At 56.8% G+C, this 16,993-nt stretch carries 22 protein-coding genes, 3 tRNA genes and 1 pseudogene; 12 read left to right on the top strand and 14 right to left on the bottom strand.

Going from position 1 to position 16,993, the window contains the following annotated elements; translation table 11 throughout:
- Nucleotides 1-36: 36 nt before the first annotated feature.
- Both BN77_RS10730 and BN77_RS10735 read right to left on the bottom strand, forming a co-directional pair.
- Entirely contained in the window at nt 37-552 is a 516-nt protein-coding gene (locus tag BN77_RS10730) for a hypothetical protein (protein ID WP_007531523.1), read from the bottom strand.
- Between the two features lie 3 nt (nt 553-555).
- On the bottom strand, nt 556-1,329 hold the full coding sequence (locus BN77_RS10735; RefSeq protein WP_007531525.1) for an NAD kinase: 774 nt from the start codon (nt 1,327-1,329) through the stop codon (nt 556-558).
- Nucleotides 1,330-2,273: 944 nt separating this feature from the next.
- Between BN77_RS10735 and BN77_RS10740 the strand changes: the two genes are divergently transcribed.
- Nucleotides 2,274-4,100, top strand: coding sequence for a tetratricopeptide repeat protein (locus BN77_RS10740; protein WP_040677695.1), 1,827 nt, complete (start codon nt 2,274-2,276; stop codon nt 4,098-4,100).
- 319 nt (nt 4,101-4,419) lie between these two features.
- On the opposite strand, the gene BN77_RS32035 is transcribed toward BN77_RS10740, so the two are convergent.
- Nucleotides 4,420-4,722 (bottom strand): DUF982 domain-containing protein, encoded by a 303-nt coding sequence (locus BN77_RS32035; protein ID WP_007531529.1) that lies wholly within the window; start codon nt 4,720-4,722, stop codon nt 4,420-4,422.
- Nucleotides 4,723-5,029: 307 nt separating this feature from the next.
- Here BN77_RS32035 and BN77_RS10745 point away from each other — a divergent pair, with 307 nt between their 5' ends.
- Nucleotides 5,030-5,359, top strand: coding sequence for a hypothetical protein (locus BN77_RS10745; protein ID WP_007531534.1), 330 nt, complete (start codon nt 5,030-5,032; stop codon nt 5,357-5,359).
- A gap of 255 nt (nt 5,360-5,614) precedes the next feature.
- Here the strand turns inward: BN77_RS10745 and BN77_RS10750 are convergent, their stop codons facing one another.
- Nucleotides 5,615-6,199, bottom strand: a complete 585-nt coding sequence (locus BN77_RS10750; protein WP_007531536.1) for a helix-turn-helix domain-containing protein — start codon at nt 6,197-6,199, stop codon at nt 5,615-5,617.
- A 162-nt stretch (nt 6,200-6,361) separates the two neighbouring features.
- On the opposite strand from BN77_RS10750, the gene BN77_RS10755 reads away from it, so the two are divergent.
- From BN77_RS10755 to BN77_RS10770, 4 genes are read left to right on the top strand one after another with little or no spacing between them, the layout of a single operon-like run.
- Nucleotides 6,362-6,847: a fasciclin domain-containing protein gene (locus BN77_RS10755; RefSeq protein ID WP_007531538.1), complete on the top strand. Its 486-nt coding sequence runs from the start codon at nt 6,362-6,364 to the stop codon at nt 6,845-6,847.
- Between the two features lie 29 nt (nt 6,848-6,876).
- The gene (locus BN77_RS10760; RefSeq protein WP_007531540.1) at nt 6,877-7,101 is read left to right on the top strand and encodes a DUF378 domain-containing protein; all 225 of its coding nucleotides are present in this window, start codon (nt 6,877-6,879) and stop codon (nt 7,099-7,101) included.
- A gap of 60 nt (nt 7,102-7,161) precedes the next feature.
- Nucleotides 7,162-7,644, top strand: coding sequence for a TspO/MBR family protein (locus tag BN77_RS10765; RefSeq protein WP_040677698.1), 483 nt, complete (start codon nt 7,162-7,164; stop codon nt 7,642-7,644).
- A complete protein-coding gene (locus tag BN77_RS10770; RefSeq protein WP_007531543.1) occupies nt 7,641-8,150 on the top strand; it encodes a hypothetical protein in 510 nt (169 codons plus the stop codon). The genes BN77_RS10765 and BN77_RS10770 overlap by 4 nt, the downstream gene beginning before the upstream one ends.
- A gap of 365 nt (nt 8,151-8,515) precedes the next feature.
- Here the strand turns inward: BN77_RS10770 and BN77_RS10775 are convergent.
- Nucleotides 8,516-8,591 (bottom strand) — tRNA-Thr (locus BN77_RS10775).
- Nucleotides 8,592-9,258: 667 nt separating this feature from the next.
- On the bottom strand, nt 9,259-10,149 hold the full coding sequence (gene rlmB, locus BN77_RS10780) for a 23S rRNA (guanosine(2251)-2'-O)-methyltransferase RlmB (RefSeq protein ID WP_007531548.1): 891 nt from the start codon (nt 10,147-10,149) through the stop codon (nt 9,259-9,261).
- 206 nt (nt 10,150-10,355) lie between these two features.
- Between rlmB and BN77_RS10785 the strand changes: the two genes are divergently transcribed.
- Nucleotides 10,356-10,440 (top strand) — tRNA-Tyr (locus BN77_RS10785).
- Between the two features lie 26 nt (nt 10,441-10,466).
- Nucleotides 10,467-10,540 (top strand) — tRNA-Gly (locus BN77_RS10790).
- A gap of 50 nt (nt 10,541-10,590) precedes the next feature.
- Here the strand turns inward: BN77_RS10790 and BN77_RS10795 are convergent.
- Nucleotides 10,591-10,866: a hypothetical protein gene (locus BN77_RS10795; protein ID WP_007531550.1), complete on the bottom strand. Its 276-nt coding sequence runs from the start codon at nt 10,864-10,866 to the stop codon at nt 10,591-10,593.
- Nucleotides 10,863-11,177 (bottom strand): hypothetical protein, encoded by a 315-nt coding sequence (locus BN77_RS10800; protein ID WP_007531553.1) that lies wholly within the window; start codon nt 11,175-11,177, stop codon nt 10,863-10,865. Before BN77_RS10800 ends, BN77_RS10795 begins: the two co-directional genes overlap by 4 nt.
- A gap of 456 nt (nt 11,178-11,633) precedes the next feature.
- Here BN77_RS10800 and BN77_RS10810 point away from each other — a divergent pair, with 456 nt between their 5' ends.
- The gene (locus tag BN77_RS10810) at nt 11,634-11,858 is read left to right on the top strand and encodes a hypothetical protein (RefSeq protein WP_007531557.1); all 225 of its coding nucleotides are present in this window, start codon (nt 11,634-11,636) and stop codon (nt 11,856-11,858) included.
- A 13-nt stretch (nt 11,859-11,871) separates the two neighbouring features.
- On the opposite strand, the gene BN77_RS10815 is transcribed toward BN77_RS10810, so the two are convergent.
- Nucleotides 11,872-12,129: a DUF982 domain-containing protein gene (locus BN77_RS10815; protein ID WP_040677031.1), complete on the bottom strand. Its 258-nt coding sequence runs from the start codon at nt 12,127-12,129 to the stop codon at nt 11,872-11,874.
- 86 nt (nt 12,130-12,215) lie between these two features.
- Here BN77_RS10815 and BN77_RS10820 point away from each other — a divergent pair, with 86 nt between their 5' ends.
- Nucleotides 12,216-12,434: a hypothetical protein gene (locus BN77_RS10820; protein WP_007531561.1), complete on the top strand. Its 219-nt coding sequence runs from the start codon at nt 12,216-12,218 to the stop codon at nt 12,432-12,434.
- Between the two features lie 36 nt (nt 12,435-12,470).
- Complete coding sequence (locus BN77_RS10825) at nt 12,471-12,677, top strand: helix-turn-helix domain-containing protein (RefSeq protein ID WP_007531563.1); 207 nt, start codon at nt 12,471-12,473, stop codon at nt 12,675-12,677.
- A 283-nt stretch (nt 12,678-12,960) separates the two neighbouring features.
- Here the strand turns inward: BN77_RS10825 and BN77_RS10830 are convergent, their stop codons facing one another.
- The 3 genes from BN77_RS10830 to BN77_RS10840 form a co-directional block, all read right to left on the bottom strand.
- The gene (locus BN77_RS10830) at nt 12,961-13,476 is read right to left on the bottom strand and encodes a hypothetical protein (protein ID WP_007531564.1); all 516 of its coding nucleotides are present in this window, start codon (nt 13,474-13,476) and stop codon (nt 12,961-12,963) included.
- 60 nt (nt 13,477-13,536) lie between these two features.
- Nucleotides 13,537-13,992 (bottom strand): hypothetical protein, encoded by a 456-nt coding sequence (locus BN77_RS10835; RefSeq protein ID WP_007531566.1) that lies wholly within the window; start codon nt 13,990-13,992, stop codon nt 13,537-13,539.
- 260 nt (nt 13,993-14,252) lie between these two features.
- Nucleotides 14,253-14,567, bottom strand: a complete 315-nt coding sequence (locus tag BN77_RS10840; RefSeq protein WP_007531569.1) for an ATPase inhibitor subunit zeta — start codon at nt 14,565-14,567, stop codon at nt 14,253-14,255.
- A gap of 820 nt (nt 14,568-15,387) precedes the next feature.
- Between BN77_RS10840 and BN77_RS34735 the strand changes: the two are divergent.
- Nucleotides 15,388-15,532: pseudogene (locus tag BN77_RS34735) on the top strand (ATP dependent DNA ligase); the annotation flags it as partial.
- Here BN77_RS34735 and BN77_RS10845 read toward each other — a convergent pair.
- Entirely contained in the window at nt 15,519-15,752 is a 234-nt protein-coding gene (locus tag BN77_RS10845) for a DUF6894 family protein (RefSeq protein WP_007531573.1), read from the bottom strand. The pseudogene BN77_RS34735 and the gene BN77_RS10845 sit on opposite strands and share 14 nt — an antisense overlap.
- A 463-nt stretch (nt 15,753-16,215) precedes the next feature.
- Nucleotides 16,216-16,725, bottom strand: a complete 510-nt coding sequence (locus BN77_RS10850) for a hypothetical protein (protein WP_007531578.1) — start codon at nt 16,723-16,725, stop codon at nt 16,216-16,218.
- Nucleotides 16,726-16,993 lie beyond the last annotated feature (268 nt).

Raw genomic sequence — 16,993 nt, forward strand, 5'->3', positions numbered from 1 at the left:
ATTAGAGATTCTCAAGAGAAGAACAGCAGCAACGCGTTAGTTGCTTGCCTTGCCGACGGAAACCTCACCGAATTCATCGATGACAACCGTCCAGGTTTCCGATTCGCTATCCGGGTCGGTCTTTAGATAGACCATTACGAAAAGGCCAGGTTCCTTGAGCATGCCGGAGGAATTTTCTGGCCGGATGTCGGTGACATATGGCTTCAAGTCGTTGAGTTCCTGCAATTCCACGGATGAGGCGATGGAAGGCCCACCGTCGCCTTGCTCGATCTGTTGTAGATAGATCTTGGCCGTGCGGTCGGATTGCCGGACCGCAAACAATTTGTAATAGCCATGGCGCGGCTTCGCCGACGCCACAGCTGATGGCGTGGGCTGCGACGTGGATGGCGCCCGTTGAACCGCGATCGCGGTGCCGTCATCTTCCCAATAACCCGTGCTGGTCGCGAATATGATCGAAGCCGGCAGGATCGGGTCATCGGCGGCCGCGGTTTGAGCGTAAAGGACCGCTGCCGTAAGCAGCAATGCACAAACCGCCGTTCGTCGCAGGCTCATCTCTCAATCCTCAAACTGCTCTGCAAGAATACGGTCGGACCATGAGCGATCAGGATCGGAAAGAATGCGCGCCGTGGTATGTTCCGACTGGGCGATGCGAATATGAAGTACCGATTTCACTTCCGTGTTGTCGGCGACCGCGTTGACCGGGCGTTTCTCCGCCTCGAGGATATGAATATCGACGGTTACCTTGTTTGGTAGAAGCGCACCGCGCCAACGCCGCGGCCGGAACGCACTGACAGGGGTCATCGCCAGGAGGGGCGCGTCTAGCGGCAGGATCGGTCCGTGGGCGGAGAGATTATAGGCAGTCGAACCCGCAGGCGTTGCCACCATCAGGCCGTCGCAGATGAGCTCGTCGAGGCGGACGACACCGTCCACCTCGACCCTTAACTTGGCAGCCTGGTAGGATTGCCGAAATAGCGACACTTCGTTGATGGCAAGTGCGGTCGAATTCGTGCCGTCTGAATTCGCCGTCGTCATCTGCAATGGGTGAAAGGCGTTTTCAACCGCAGCACAAATGCGATCCTGCAGGTTCTCCGTTCGGTAGTCGTTCATGAGGAAGCCGACCGAGCCGCGGTTCATGCCATAGACAAGCTTCCCCGAGTTCATCGTGCTGTGCAGCGTTTGCAGCATGAAGCCATCGCCACCAAGGGCGACGATGACGTCCGCGTCATCAGGGGGCACGTCGCCATAAATGCGAATCAGCTCTTCCCGCGCTGCCAGCGCCTCGGTCGCCGAGGAGGCAAGGAAGGAAAGCGTCTGAAATGAACGGCCCATGTAATTCCTTTGTCGTATTCAACGAACGATAACATAGTCTTGGCGTCTAGGCGCCAACAAAAGCCGATTTTGTCAAGTGCATCAGCGGCGCCGGCTGGAGCTGACGTGAGCTTGAAGAGCTTGAATGAGCCTACGGCCCAGCCCTCGGAGGGATAGGCCTTTCCAGAGCTTGCGCGCGAAGCAGGTAGCCATCGTTTTCTGCACTCCGGTAGCCTTCACTCGCTCTAGCGCGCAGACAGACTAGCCCGTTTATTGCGCCTTGCCTGGCTGTATCGGGCAAATTTCGAAAATAGCGTTGAGGCGATATTCGCGCGGCAATCGCTGAAAAAAGGCGGTCAAAATTCGTCTTACGAGCAGGTTACGTTGGGAGCCGTGGCCAGGTCGACGAGAATTCGATGAGCACTCCTGCGGGAAATCAGGCCCGAGACTCCAGCTCCCGCTTCGATGTTTTAAGCTTCTGCCAGGATCCAATGAACGCCATTTTTAGACTGGACGCCTAATTCAGTGAATTGCGGCCTAGGCTAGACCAAAAAAATCCGCCCGGCGTGCTCTTGCCTTTGAGACACTAGCTCCACAGAAGAAAATCACGCGTACTTCATCCCGGGCAATAAGCAGCACGTCAAGGATTGCAGGACCTTCAACAGAAAATTGCAACAACAACATCAATCTCCACGATGATGAGAAGATATTGTAACCTCTCCTTAAAATTCAATTTTTGGTCGTATGGAGTATTGCAACACTATCTTACAGGAGTCTCTCAGCCTTTCCATAAACAATGCTGGCAAGGGCGATAATGGCTTGTGGGTTGATTGCTTTCACGACACTCGGGGCTGGACGTGCTCGCTGTCGATAAAATTGCATTGATTGCTACAGATTCTCTTTAAAGTTACACGTGTATTGTCTTTGGCGACTTGGTATCAAGCTGAGCTCAGGGATTGGCCGCCGTGACACGTCGTTCGATAATATTGTCTGCGATATTCGTGCTCTTGATCGCTGTGGCGATCCTAATCAGAATTCAATCAACATCGGTGAACGTGACCGGGAGCGCGTTTACGTCGTGGAACCTGCGTGAAAGCGTATTGCTTGCTAATCCTTTGCAAGGGGCAAACGGCGATCCTCTGCAGAGTGCAAGGCTCGTCCGTGCTGCGATTATCCGTTCGGATTTCGAAACTGCTGAAACATTGACACAGAACGTCCTTAAGACGGGTCACCTACCCACCCCGAACGCACGTTCCATCACGCATTTTCTCGACGCTCTCATCGATCCGGCCGATACGCAGTTCGAGACGCAACTAAGCGGTTGGGTTCGGGAAAGCCCCGCTAGCATGGTAGCCCATTTGCTCCGCGCGAAGTTCTACTATGACGCGGGTTGGTACCGGCGCGGTCATGGATACATCAACACGGTGAGTGAACAGGGCGTCAAAGAGTTCTCGGATGTTATGGGCAAAGGCGAGCAAGACGTCGACCGAGCGCTTCAGATCGACGCCAGTGAACCCTATCTTCAGCTGCTACGTTTGGACATCCTGCTCGGCACCGGGTATTCGGACAAAATGGGGCGAGCCCTACAGGAAAGCATCTCCAAGTTTCCAACCTTCTTCGCGCCCTATGATGTTGTCCTTTCCGCTCTCCAGCCCAAATGGGGTGGAAATATCGAGATCATGTTCAGCTTCGTTGACCATTTCCGGTCGACGGCCCCCGATGGCATCGCGACCAAGCTCCTCGACCTAGATGTCTATCGTTACCTCTTGAGCACGGCTTCCCTGCAATGTCAGGACGATAGTGAAAACAGTGACTACCAGCACCTCTCGGAATGTGTGCGCGAGTTCATGAAAACCAACATGACGGCCGAGCGCGAGGGCAGGGTCGTCGAAGCGCTAAGCGCTTTAGGTCAGAGAGACGACTACATTGCAACTAAAACTGTCGAGGACATACTTTCCGCCATGATTGATACGGCGGGATCGGAGATTTACGTGGGACCAACCCTCCAGGCGGCGGCTAATGGATACAAGAGCGATACGCGCCTGCGTGAGGATAGCGACTCCCACAATCACTACATAATCGATTGCCTCGTCGCTCGAACGTGGTTGCGGCGAGGCAATCTCGATAATGCACTAAGCAAGTATCAGGAGGCGCTGCGCCACCTGCCGCTCGCGAAATTCCCGTCGACGCACGAGCAAGATGCAGCGAGCGCCGAGATCAAGGGGCAAATCGCGAAGGTCTACTCTAGGCAAGGGCGCTACCCAGAGTCTATTGACGTGGCACGAGAAGCGGTTGCGCTGGGAGGTAACTCCGAGAGCCAACTGTATGTTTGCTACGGCTATTTCCAGCAGAAGAACTACCAAGCTGCGGTCAAGGAATGCGCGGAACTCGCTAGCGATCAGGAAAACGGCATGTCCGCCCGATATTGGCGCGGGTCCGCATTTCGCGCGTTGCATGATGACGACAATGCAATCAAAGAGTTCAGCGCTGTCGCAGCGTCCAAAAATACCTGGCGAGCTTCGGCCGCGATCGGCCTGTCGATGATCTATTTCGGCCGCAACGACAACCCCAGCGCTCTCAATGTTCTCAACAAGTACGACTATTTGTACGATCTCAAATTGACAGACAGGGCCGACGTCGCCGTTGCGTTCAACAATCGATGCTATGCTTATATGGAGCTCGGCGATCTGAAAAAGGCCTTGGACGACTGCACCTCATCACTCGCCAACGGTAACATCCCGGATGCTTATGAGAAGCAACAAGAGCTGTTGAATCGGATGGCGTCCCGGTAACCGCCGAACGCAGTTCTCGACGAGGCTTTGCGGCGCAGGCTATCCCGCGAGGATTGCATCGTGATCAACGGCTCGACAAGATACAAGCGACGCCGGAAGAGCTGTGACCGTAACAGAATGATGGTTGTCGTTGTTGGCGAAGGATTACGCCATGAACGGTGCCACTGCCGCGCAGCTTTAATATTTCTCCGCAAAGGTATCCGCGTGCCCGCTCTGCAGACGTGGGGGGGTCGGGTAAGGGGGCCAGCCAACAACGGAAGCCGGGAGCGGGCGACTGCTCCCGGCGCCGTGCCCGCCAGGGGGAAAAAGCCCCGCCGGGCTACAAGCCTCGATGAACAGTTGGTGAAGAGTGATGGCTGCCCGGTCGCATGTTATTTCGAACCGCGAGACCGGCCTCTAGACATGCCGCAAGGAAGAGTTCCTTGCTGACTGCGGGAGACGTCTGGCGATTCAGGGCCTTTCGACAGCTAATGACCGCTGCATCGTGATAGGCTCCGCGGGGGGAGGGCCATTCATTTTCGAGGAAGTCCAACGTGTCGTGGACACTCTGAAAAGACTTTTCGGCGCCATTCTGTAGTCGTACGTAAACAGGGATGTTCCAAAGGACATCTGCTGTCGCCATTTTTTCCTCCTTTTCCTACAACGACAACGTAACAAAGATCTAATATTCGGTACACGCCAGCTCAAGTGGCGGCGCGCCGGAAATCTCCAAAAACAAGGGGGGACGAGCGATCCAAGGAGGCCTTGACGCGGGAACGAAAGGGAAGGCCACGGCGGGCTGCAACGTGGTGTCGCATAGGGCGAGAGCTTCCCTTTTTGTCCTGCCCCAGCTAACTGAAAACTGAACAAGAAGCCAGGGGTTCAACTGCAGCCGTTCATCGGAGGTTAATGCCGATTAACCCAGACTCACAGGTTGAAAGGATGTTCCGATGATGAATAAGCTCTTGCCCGCAGTCGCCGCCATGGTCCTGGCTGGATTTTTCGCCCTGCCGCTTAACGCTGCGCCGATCGTGCCAAAGACAATCCCGATGCATGCCACCGACGTTGAGCAGGTCAAACACCGCGGCCACGGTAATGGATATGCGTATGGCCACTGGAAAGACCGGGGGTACGCTTACCGCGACTGCCGGTACTACGGCTCGTGCTATCGTCCGCGGTACTATGGATATCCGAGGTACTACGGCTATCCACGATACGGCTATCGCGACTATTACCCCTATCAACGCAGATCAGGTGTGAATCTGTACTTTAACTTCTAGTCGCCGGTGCCAGGGGTGCCAGCCTAGGCGTCCTGCCAGTAGGCTGAAACCGTCGGCACATTGCCGGCGGCTTTTCTTTTGACCCGTAAGCGTGGGCCAAAAGGCGCTTGGGCCCGATAATTGATGGCCCCTCGGCAGCTTCGCGCCCCATCGCGGCCGTTGAGTACCCGGCGGCTCCCCACCTGAAAACCGACGTCCGCCACCAACGCTGGTAATGCAGGGGATGAGTTTCAGGAGTACTCAGTCAACGGCGGCCTATGAAGAAGTCACAACAATAGCGGTTGAAATTTCTTTGCCTTCACGGCGGTAACTGTGCGGAACGCTAGAGTCGAAATATACGGCGTCCCCCGCATCCAGCGCGGCCTCCTTGCCATCCACGTTGACTATAAGCCGACCGGCCAGCACGTAGATGAATTCAGCGCTGCCATGTTGATGCGGCTCGGAGGGCGGTGAATCGACCGGGAACTCGGCGTAGAAAGCCTCCATGCGGCGATCAGAAGCGGGATAGTCCAGGCTTTCGAAGAGAAAGGCCGGGTGCTTTTCGCCCGGCGGGCTAGGAAGTTTGAGACGCTGCTGTTTTCGGACGATCGCGACGAGCGGCTCCTCCTTGTCGGCATTGAAGAAATGATCGAGGCCGACGCCGAAAACCATGGCGATCCGAAGCAGCGTGGGCAGGGTTGGAAACATCTGCCCGCGCTCGATCTTCGAGAGCATCGCAGGCGAGAGACCTGTGTGCCCCGCCAACTGCACCAGCCCCAGCTTCTTTTTCAGTCGCAAAGCCTTGATCCGAGGGCCGATCGCGTAGCGCTGGAGTTCATTAGACAGCGTGTCGGAGAGCAAGTCGCAAACTCCTTTTCATCTCGGGAAAATATCACAACGACGATTGTCTTGACAAGAGAATACTCTTTCAGCTCACGATAATTTGACTGGAAAGAAAAATGGTTTTCCTGAAATGAAATGCATGGCGTGCGTCTCGCACCCGTCATCAAGAGGAGAAATGCCATGAAGTTGAAAAGCCTTTTGTTCGCTGCAGCGATCACCCTTGGCAGCAGCGTCAGCGCGTTCGCCGCGGAGAAAGATGTCGTCGATACCGCCTTGGAGGCGGGTCAATTCAAGACGCTGTGTGCCGCGCTCGAAGCGGCGGGCCTGGCCGCCACTCTTAAAGGGACGGGTCCGTTCACGATCTTTGCTCCGACCGATGAAGCCTTCGCCAAGTTGCCCTCCGGTACCGTTGAAAACCTGCTGAAGCCGGAGAACAAGCAAAAGCTCACTGAGATCCTCACCTACCATGTGATCGCAGGGAAGTTGATGGCTGCGGACGTGGCGGGTATCGATGAAGCGAAGTCGGTAAATGGCAAATTGATCGACATCGAAGTCGATGGCTCAACCGTCAAGGTCAACGACGCCGCCGTCACCGCTGACGACATTGCTGCCTCAAACGGGGTCATCCATGTCATCGACAAGGTGATCATGCCTCCGGAAGGCTGACCGCTCATCCCTCGACCTGGAGAATAACCATGAAGTTTATCAACGTTTTCACGCTCATTCTCGTAATCGTAGGCGGGCTGAACTGGGGCCTGGTCGGACTATTTGGCCTTGACCTCGTGGCCGCCATCTTCGGGGCTGGCTCGGGGCTCGCCCGGATCGTGTACATCCTGGTAGGGCTATCGGCGGCCTGGCAGATCATCCCCCCGTTTTCTGCAGTGGGCTCCGGCGAGTTCGCTGCTGGCCAAAACCGATAGGACCTTCGGAGGGACCCGTTTGCCTCGTCGGCGGTTCCCTCCGTCTTGTGCCGGATGGACATGCATTCCTTCCCCGTGCTGGTCGCCTTTGAGGTCGCAAGCTTCGCTGCGGCGGCTACCGGCGTGATCTTTAGGCCAGGCGACTGGTACAAGCAGCTCGAAAAGCCAAGATGGCGCCCGCCCGATTGGCTGTTCGCCCCGGTCTGGACGGTTCTCTATGCATCGATTGGACTGTCGGGCTGGCTCTTATGGCTAGAGGCTGGCGTTGCAGCACTGCCTCTCAGTGTCTATGTAGTCCAACTTCTACTCAATGCTGCGTGGACGCCGATTTTTTTTGGACTTCACCGCCCCGGGCTGGCTGTGGTGGAGATCATAGTGCTTTGGGCTTCGATCCTGGCGACGATTATAATGTTTCACCCCGTGAATGCGGCTGCTGCCTTGCTGCTTGTTCCTTACCTGGCGTGGGTGACTTTCGCGGCGGCACTTAACTTGTCCATCTGGCTACGCAACGGTTCGAAAACACTGTCGCGGGGCGCCCGATGAGATTCCGGTGGGTCGTCGTGAATGATCGGATGCAGCAAGGCTACCGATACGCTCTCGTTGCGCCAATTGGCCGTGAATTTCATCCCGATTTCCAGCCAGACTTAACACCCGCCGAGATGCTCGCGCTTGGCGTGTTCGGCGGCAAGTACATGACCGATTGTCGCGACGAATTCCCCAACAGTTGGTTTGCAGAGGCCCGGCTGTCGTCGCTGCGAAAAGATCCGTCAATTAACTGCTTCGGTGTCGACGCCAGCCAACCGCTCAGCGTCTGGCGAGCCAAGGGATGGATACATCCCGACGATCCGCGTGGCTGGTTCCAGTGGTACTGCCGCTACCACCAAGGTCGTCGCATGCCCGGCGAAGACAAGCGACAGATCGCCCGTTGGAAAGCTATTCGCCGCCATATCGCTCAGCTTCGCCGAGCCTGCGAGCCTGGGGACTGCTGGTGCCGGCCGCGTCAACGCCAGGCCCTGCTGCATTGGGCATATGACAGCCGTTCTATTTAACTATTATACTGATGCTGTGCTGAAAAACGTCCGGTATCTTGCTTGCGAGGCTAGAAGCTGCCGGGCAGCACACGGCCAAATAGCTGCCATCGATGGATATCGCGGGCGGCGGCTCGGTGGGCCGGGGCGGGCTCACATGCGCTTGTCGGGCGATCTCGCAAAGCGGACAACCCCGTCGAGGAAAACGCGGAGACCAATGAGCGAAATTTTGTGGCGGGATCATCGCGCATAGCCGGAAATATGTCACTGAGAGCGCGCGGTCGAAAGCCAAGGGTATCCAGGCACCAATCGATTCTTGCCTAAAAGCACCCACCGGGCGCTCTTAATTTAGCATTTTCTGCAAACACCGATTTTCTTGAGGATTTTGGTGCCCCCGGCAGGGTTCGAACCCGCGACCCCCTGATTACAAATCAGGTGCTCTACCAACTGAGCTACAAGGGCGATGCCAGCCAACTACCAGATTCTGCGCTCCTGTAAAGAAGAAATCGGCGCGATCCTGATTTCATTGGTGTGGCATTTGCATCGGAGCTTGCGTTGCATGGGGTCGCAGGTCCAACGCGCATACCTTTTTCTGTCCGTCTTCCGCATATTCGCTTGCAGGGCCTCTCGTCACGCGCAGGGTTGCTCCGGGAACAGCAACCGGGCGGAACTAGATGTCACGGACGATCTCTATTGCATAGGCGTTGGAATGGGGCGTTCAGGCGCGGGCGCGAGCGGAGCTGGCTCGTGCATTGGTTGCGACTTGTCGATCCAAGCGATGCTGAGAACGATGGCGACGAATACGCTAATGAAGAGAATGCCGACAATGAGGGAGCGGATGGCCATATGGTTACGTTCCTCCTGTTCGAGTGCGAAAATACAGAAAACGGCAGAGTCCAAACCGAAGGTAATTAGGTTACCCTAATCATCAGTAACGGTTTGCTGCCGTCCTCCTTGCCCTGAGCGTGAGGCGGCGCATCGCCGCCATGGTTATGGGAGCACCCCAGACATGCTTCCAGACGATCTCTTCACAAAACTGCTGCATGCAAGCAACCGGCAACAGCGCGCCGATCGAGGGACGAAGCGGATCGAGGTATTCCCTGTTGCCGCGAACCGTCCCCGGGTCCCCTTAGGCCCTTAGATGCAGTCTTGCTGCATAGAGAGCGATCGCTGCGGCATTAGACACATTTAGCGACTTGATGGCGCCCGGCATGTCAAGCCTCGCGAGTGCACTAACGGTTTCGCGTGTCTTCTGCCGCAGTCCCTTGCCCTCGGAGCCCAACACCAGCGCCACCTTGTCACCTGAGATCGTGCCTTCGAGCGGGGCGGGACCTTCCGAATCGAGGCCTATCGTGAAAAAGCCGAGCTTGTGTAGCTCGCCAATCGCGTCCGCAAGGTTCGTAATCTGGATATAGGGGATAAGTTCAAGTGCGCCGGAGGCAGACTTCGCCAGCACGCCGGATTCGGTCGGGCTGTGACGCTGCGTGGTGATGACAGCACCGGCATTAAAGGCCACGGCGGAACGCATGATGGCGCCGACGTTGTGCGGATCGGTCACTTGGTCGAGCACGAGAAGCAGCGGACTGTCCTTCAGTGCTTCTAGCCGGCGGACGGGCAGGGGCCTCGTTTCCAACATGACGCCCTGATGGATCGCATCCGGGCCGAGAACCCTGTCGATCTCGTGTGGAGCAACGATTTCGACCGGAATGCCGAGCGCGTCGGCATCGACCTCCAGACGGGCGAGCGCGTTCTGTGTCGCCGACAACCTGACGTTCCTGCGCTCCTTATTGTCGAGTGCGGCGCGAACTGTATGCAAGCCGTAAAGATAGACCTGTTCGGGCGCCAGTGTAGGAGGCTTCCAATCCTCGGCGCCGCGCCGGCGCTTCTTCAGCGGCGGTGTTGGGATCTCGCCGCGCTCCCGCTTGCTATCGCGATGCGCGCGGCGCAGGGTTGCGTAATGTGTGTCCTTGGCGGACTTGTCGTTGGTGGGCTTGCCACCGCTTTTGTTATCTTTGCTCATGCGGCTTTATAGCGAGGGCACTTCTTTCCGCATAGGATTTCTTTCAGGAGGGCGGCTTTCCGCGATCGATGAAATTTTTCACATTTTTTCCATCGTCATCGTGTTGACATGCGGAAATCGTCCAGTCATATACGCGGCGCAGACCGAGGGGCGGCAACGCTTCGAAAGTCTGACGAGCTTGGTCTCACGATCCGGACGAAAAGACTGGAGAGATGCCCGAGTGGTTAAAGGGGACGGACTGTAAATCCGTTGGCTCAGCCTACGTTGGTTCAAATCCAACTCTCTCCACCATTCGTCATTGGATCGGATACCACCCCGCGGGTATAGCTCAATGGTAGAGCAGCAGCCTTCCAAGCTGAATACGCGGGTTCGATTCCCGCTACCCGCTCCAAGCTTTTCAACCACTTAACAATACCGCGTGTCACTCCGTGTCACGCCGTGTCAGGTGCGCTTTTTCGCCCTGGCTTCAGCGATCTTCCTGCTTGCTTCCAAACCATCGCCACGGCTGTAGCGACGGGTCGTCTTTGTCGTCGTATGAGTTGCAAGGTCTCTGGCAGCTTCGAGCGATCCTGTCGCTTCCACCGTCTCCGACACAGCCCCAGCCCTCGAGTCCATCGACCAGACGTTGCTTGGAACGCCGGCCGCATCTCTCACCTTCCTGAATTTTTCGGCATAGCGATTTTCCCAGTAGGGCTTTCCGCGGTCTTCATCGATCACGACTGGGCAATATCGGGGATCTTGCATGCCTTCAGGGCCTCGGCCACGAGCGGATAGCTCTTGAGATCTCTGGATATGGCGGCGCCTGTCTTGCTGGTCTTGATGGACAAGATAAGATCCTTAGACAGATCGCGCGGGACCATAAGGCCGGTCCAGCGGAACGCGCCACCCTCGGGCGGAGGAGCCCATTCCCCTATGACGTCTATTCGGCGGAGAGCCGTTTCGAACTTCACGGCTTCTACAAAGCCGATCGAGGGACATTTCAGCTCAATGCTTTTCTGCACGATCGCCTGGCAATGGTCGTAGGTCATTGCTAACGTTCGGGCTTGTGGTTGCTCGAATCGCATGTCCGAGAGGATTTCTCGGGCCTGAGAGCAGCCGTGGAGACGTTCGCCAGCTCCATAGCTTCCCAAGAGTTTGATCGCGCCTGACGCCCTTCTGTGGCCTTTCCTGCGCCTGTTGGTGAACCACTCCCGGAAGTCGGATGCCCTCAGAGCGTCGATCCGCCGTTTCCCCACGTTCTTTTTCCAGCACGCGGAGGCTCGGATCGTAATCGCGGATGCGGGTCGAGTGCTTCACCCCATGCAATGTGCCGGTCTTGTCGTGGCGATAGAGCGTGATCAGAGATTTGATCGTCCCGTCGAAGGATAGCGGTTGGTCCAGAGCGATAAGCTCGGCCTTTAGCTCTTCTGTCCGCCTCTGGCATTCTGCGACGATCTGCTCATCAGCGAGGCCATCCTCCAGGCGGACAATCGAAAGGGCGGCAGGTGAACCGCATACTCCGCAACGGGAAAGACGACGTCCTGTTTGCAACGAAGGAAGCAGCGGATGCAGCGGCACGGGCTGAGTTATTCCGGCAGATGAACAGCCCCATCGTTGTCGAATCTTTCACCGGCCCTACCACCAAGCGCGCTGCGGCCAAGAAGGCAGGAGAGGCGATCTTCAGAAAGGGGAAGAGAATTGAGATCGAGCGCAAAGGAGCGGCAGCATGATGGAAAGAGAAACTCACTGCATGGAAGTTTCAATAGGAACCTCTGCCTCTCTGGCGGCCATAATGAACGCCTCCCTGGCCTCTTCGGGCTCACGGATCCCGGCGTCAACGTCAGCGCAAATTTGAAGCGCCGCCATGAAGGCTTTGCCCTCCGTCGTCGGCCATGCACTCAGCAGGATGTCGCGGGCTTCATTGGTCGTGTTGATCATCAGCATTTGGTCTGTCCGATTGCAAACAACCAGAACCGGCGAGTTCCATCGCCTGTTTCCCATTATCCACCCCCCGAAAACTGCAACGAAATTACTGTACGGCAGTTGCGGTCCCCCGCAAGACAAATGAAAGCCCGGAGTGCCGCAGCATGACCATCGCCGTGAGAGAATACAAATCAGGCGCCGAAATCCTCGCCAATGCTCACGCGATCAGGCAGAGGATATGGGGAAAGCCACGGCTGGTTAACGTTGTGCCGACGCGCGTCGTCGAGCTTGATCCGGTCCCGCTTCGCTACTGGCAGATTCACAAGACCCGCTTTGACAGCCACGTCTATGCCCATCGTCGCTGGCTAGAGGCTCTGGAATAGCCATGGAAAGTCTTCATCAAGCGGCGCTGCAAGGAGATGAGCATTCCCTACCTGAAGGTCATGGGGCGCAGCCGAGCGCAGATCTACACACTCCCGCGCCAGGTCCTCATGTGGGAGATCAAGACCTACTACAATCCGGACATATCCTATCCAGCGCTTGGCCGGCTCTTCAACCACGACCACAAAACAGCGTTTTATGCGGTCCACAAGATCGCCAAGATGATGGCGAAAGGGGAGATATGAACCAATCTCTCCAGCATCGTTGTGACATCTATCGCGTCCAGGGCCGCGACACTGCGGGGCCTTTTTGTACGATTTCGTACCGGAACAGCAAATCTGATTAAGCGTTTTCAGCATGGTTCATGTTTCGAACCATCCCAGTAAGCACAATCTTAGCCCTGCTCTTATTACCGGGGCTTCTCTTTTTGGATTGGGTTGTCAAGCAAGGGACATTCTCCTCCGCACCGAGCCTGCAAGGCGCGGCGTTTCTTCCAAATGTTCCGAACAAATCTGCCCGTTAGGTCCATCAATCGCCTACACCCTTCTTCTCCGTGCGCCGGCGACCCGGCCGCGCGGGGGAGGCCTTGCCCCCGTCCGACCCGTTCCGGGCGAGGATGTCGCGGACCGCCTCGGTGACGCAACCTTTGGCGCAGTCGAAAAACTCCGATTGGCAGCCGAGGAGGCACTCGATCGTCCGGCAGCTGCGGACGCAGGGATCGACTCCGGCATTGCAGCGGACGAGGCAGTCCAGGAGGCCCCCGGCCTGCCCTGACCCCGCCCGAGCCGCTGCATAGCGGAGCGCGGCTTGGGCGAACCGGAGCGAGTCGAGATACGCCCGAGCCTCGCTGTCGGTCCAGTTGCCCGCCGTCGAAAAGTTAGAAGCAACCGACTTAAGCGCTGTCAGCCATTCCACCTCCGACGGGTCGAAATCCTTAGTGAACGCCGCGTGGTCCGGAAGCGCCCGGGCCAACTGCATGGCGCTTTCGGCAAGAATGTTCCGGCCGCGTATAGCGGAAGGCTCCCGATCTTGATCCTCGATCATTGCAATCCTCCGCAGGCTCGAAGACTCTCGCCGGCTGCGCCGGCTCGTTCCACGCCGAGGCTACGCGATGACGACCCCGCCGCCGCCGCGTCCGCCGTAGATGCAGGAAGCTAGACAAGCCATGTAGCTGAGCCGGCAGTCGAAATAGCAGAAGTAGCCCGCGTCTGCATTGTCGCAGTTCTGCCGGCACTGCTCCTTTTCAGCTGTGCAGCGGGCGGTGCATGAGGGACCGCCGCCACCACCGCCGTTGTCCTTGGCCATGAAAGACATGGCGGCGTCGGCCAGCCGCAAAGCGTCGAGCTGAGCCCGCGCCTCGCTGTCCGACCAGTTTTGCGCGAAAGAATAGGTGACCGCGACATCGCGCAGAGCCGAGAGGAATTCGGCCTCCGGCGCACTGAATTTCTCGCGACAGGTCAACTCGTCCGGGAGTGCCATCGCCAGCTTCATCGCCCGCGCCGCGAAAGCCTTGCGAAGCTCTGCGTCCGACTTCCCCGAGTCCTGACAATTGCAGCCCATTTCACCCTCCTCGCTTGTCGTTTCCTCTATCCCAGATAAACAAAGAAATAGAACACAATCATAGGTCAATTACAATGGTAGTTAAGCTTTAATGCATATAATTGACTACGAATATAACCTTCCGGCCATCGACCTTCATTCGGCTCTTGTTAGCGGGGCTTTTTTTCGGCTGCTGCAGCGTCCGCCGCCGCCCAGTTAGAACCATGTTTTTTGATGATAGCCGTCAGTCGCGCAGTTCGTGGCCGCGCATAAGATTGGCCTCATCTCATGAGGTTGCGGGCGATTTGGACTACCGCTACGTCGGAGGCGTTGGAGGACTTCGCCCCATGCTTCGCAGCCTCTAGCCAGAAGCGGCTCATAACAGCCACGATCTCCTCGTCGGACAGAACCACTCCCGCGGCGTCGAAATCTCTCCGGATCACAGCAAGGATGTCGTTGCGGTTAACATCCATCGCCGCCTTGGCCAAATCATCGGAATAGGCCTTCGCGGTGTCCCCGACCAGCGCCAGTTTCTCGGCCGCCCACATGCCAACTAACTTGTTGCGGCGTACCATCCTCATGACGTCTGTACGCATCTCAGCTCCGTTGTAATTCTCGTTGGCATTCATTCTACCAGATCTACATCGACGCGACACCGCTCAGAAAGAAGTGCAGACGTTAGCATCCGTGAACACAGGGCTTTTGCCCTCGTCGTCGAGCGTTCAGGCCATGGAACCTTGGGCCTTAAAGAAACAGGCTGGCTAACAGTTCCGGGGCTAGCCGGCCTTGCGCATCTCTATCCAATCGTCTGGCAGAATATGCATTCCGACTTCATGCGCGGCATCGACAAAGGCAGCGCGGCGGCATCGGGGTCGTCTTGCCTGAAAATATATTAGCAAGCCTAAAAATATGCGGTAAATTAGCATCTTCCGGTTGAACGCACCAACCGGCCCACACCGTGGAAACTGGCCCCCCGCCCATCGCCGGGGGCCTTTTTTCATTAGCCTTTTGGGGAGCGTTTCCCCCAAATTGCTTATTAGTATGACTATAGATAAGGGCGTAGATTGGCCCCGCGTTTCCGGACCGCATAAACCCGGAACACGCGGTGGGAAAATTGGCCCCCCTCCTCGATCAGGGGGCCTCTTTTCTCGGGTGGGGTTAAAGCAAAATCCCCGGCCATTGGCCGGGGTTCGATTGCGGCAAGATTGAACTTCGAGGTAGTTATTCCGAGCTTCGCAAAAGGCGACCTCGTAAGGTTCGGCTCGCGAGAACCCGGCCGCGATCAGCCGCGCCGCGCTTGGATTTGTCGTCTGCCACATTGCATTATTCCTTCGGGCCGATGAACCTAGGCTCTAAAGAAAGCTGCCGGTTAAAGATTCCGGCGAGGTTAGCTGCCTTTCGCATCTCGGCCAGGCGAACCTCGTTTGGGTTGAGCCGACGTTGATTACCTAGATCGAGTTCCGCGCCCTGGACGCATGACGGGAAACTCCGCCACGCTTCTTACAAGGGGCTGCGCAAAATCCAGGACAATGCTGCTGTCTATGAGATCAGATCTTCATGACCGACTTAAACGGAATAGTTTCAACCACACGACCGCTTTCGTCGGTCACCTCAAAAAGCTCCCCATCGACACGCTCGCCGGAAAGCAGCTTTTCAGCCAGCATCTCCCTTGCCGCTCGAATGGCCTCTTCGCGTGCCGACGTGGAATCCCATAGTTCGACGCCTTCGGTATCTTCAACGAGGTCGTCGCCGTCACGAACATGGAAAAAATATCTGGTCATGATCGAAGAACGGCGACAGTACCCAATTGTTCCGGCACCAAATTTTCGGCACATCACAAGAGCGCTGGCCGATTACCACAGCTCAGAGGACCCTCATCCTCTTCCCGTCGAGCAGCTCTATCACCTTCTGCTCCTGAAGTGCATAAAGAGCATTCACAACCTCAAGCTCCGTGTAGTGCTTCTCCAGCACGAGCACAGGGCCTCCAGCAGGTTTACCGGCGTTCCCGGCTCTGCCTTGCTGTTGTCGGCGTCCAGGATGGCTTGGCGGATGTCGGTCATGTGGAGAACAGATCGTGTCCGCGTCCCATGTTCCATATTGAACGTGACAGAAACAGAGTGACACGACGGTATTGGGAATGCTTACCTATCTGGAAGCCTTCCAAGCTGAATACGCGGGTTCGATGCCCGCTACCCGCTCCAAATCATCCTTAACTTAATTCTCCGCATGCACGCGCCTGCGCTTCTATCCCCACAAAAGCACGAAAGGCGATGCCAACGCGATGATGCCGGCGATCGTCCATCTTTTTCGGTGGTTGGTGCTAAGGTCTTCCCTTGAAAGCCATATCCGGACAGCGATGAAGCCAGCGGCGATAAGGGCACTGTAAATCACGGCGCGCAGCAAGATAGACCAGCCGCCGCCGAAGAGACCGATCGCGATGCCGAAACCGGTGAGGGCGCCGAGGATGCCATATCCCACATCAAACATCAGTGTCGTGGTGGCCGAAAGCGGCGTCAGCATCGTCGGAAAGGCGATCGCGAAGGCCGCCGTAAGCAGCCATATTGCGACGATCGCCTGCAATGTTGAGGAACTTACGATCGAGGTCGCCAGAGCCGGAAGTCGCTCAGGCGAGGAGAGGCGTACAATCTGCGCGACCCAGTCGATCGCAGCAGCAAGAATCCACAATATGAAAGCGCAGGCGGCAAAGATCAGAAAGTTGCCTGCCGATCGTTTTGCAATTTCCTTGGGCTCCATTGCGTTGTCTCCAGACATTGCTCGCTCATCGAGAGCAGCAAATGAAGTAGTATCATATCCTTGACCTGATCGTGCGCGTTCTTCGGGTTATATCTTCCCCTGCCATCGGCAGTGGATATTGCCGATCGGGCACTTCCTTCCCATATGCGTCCGCAGGCTAGGAATACGGTCCGCAATTAGGCCTTGCGCAATTTCCCCGAAAGCCTTAAACGGCGGCACTAAACCGGTTCGCCGGGGTCATCCATTTCGTTCACAGGAAGCATTCAAA

Origin of the sequence: Rhizobium mesoamericanum STM3625, assembly GCF_000312665.1 — a bacterium.
In the GTDB taxonomy this organism is placed as follows: Bacteria; Pseudomonadota; Alphaproteobacteria; order Rhizobiales; family Rhizobiaceae; genus Rhizobium; species Rhizobium mesoamericanum.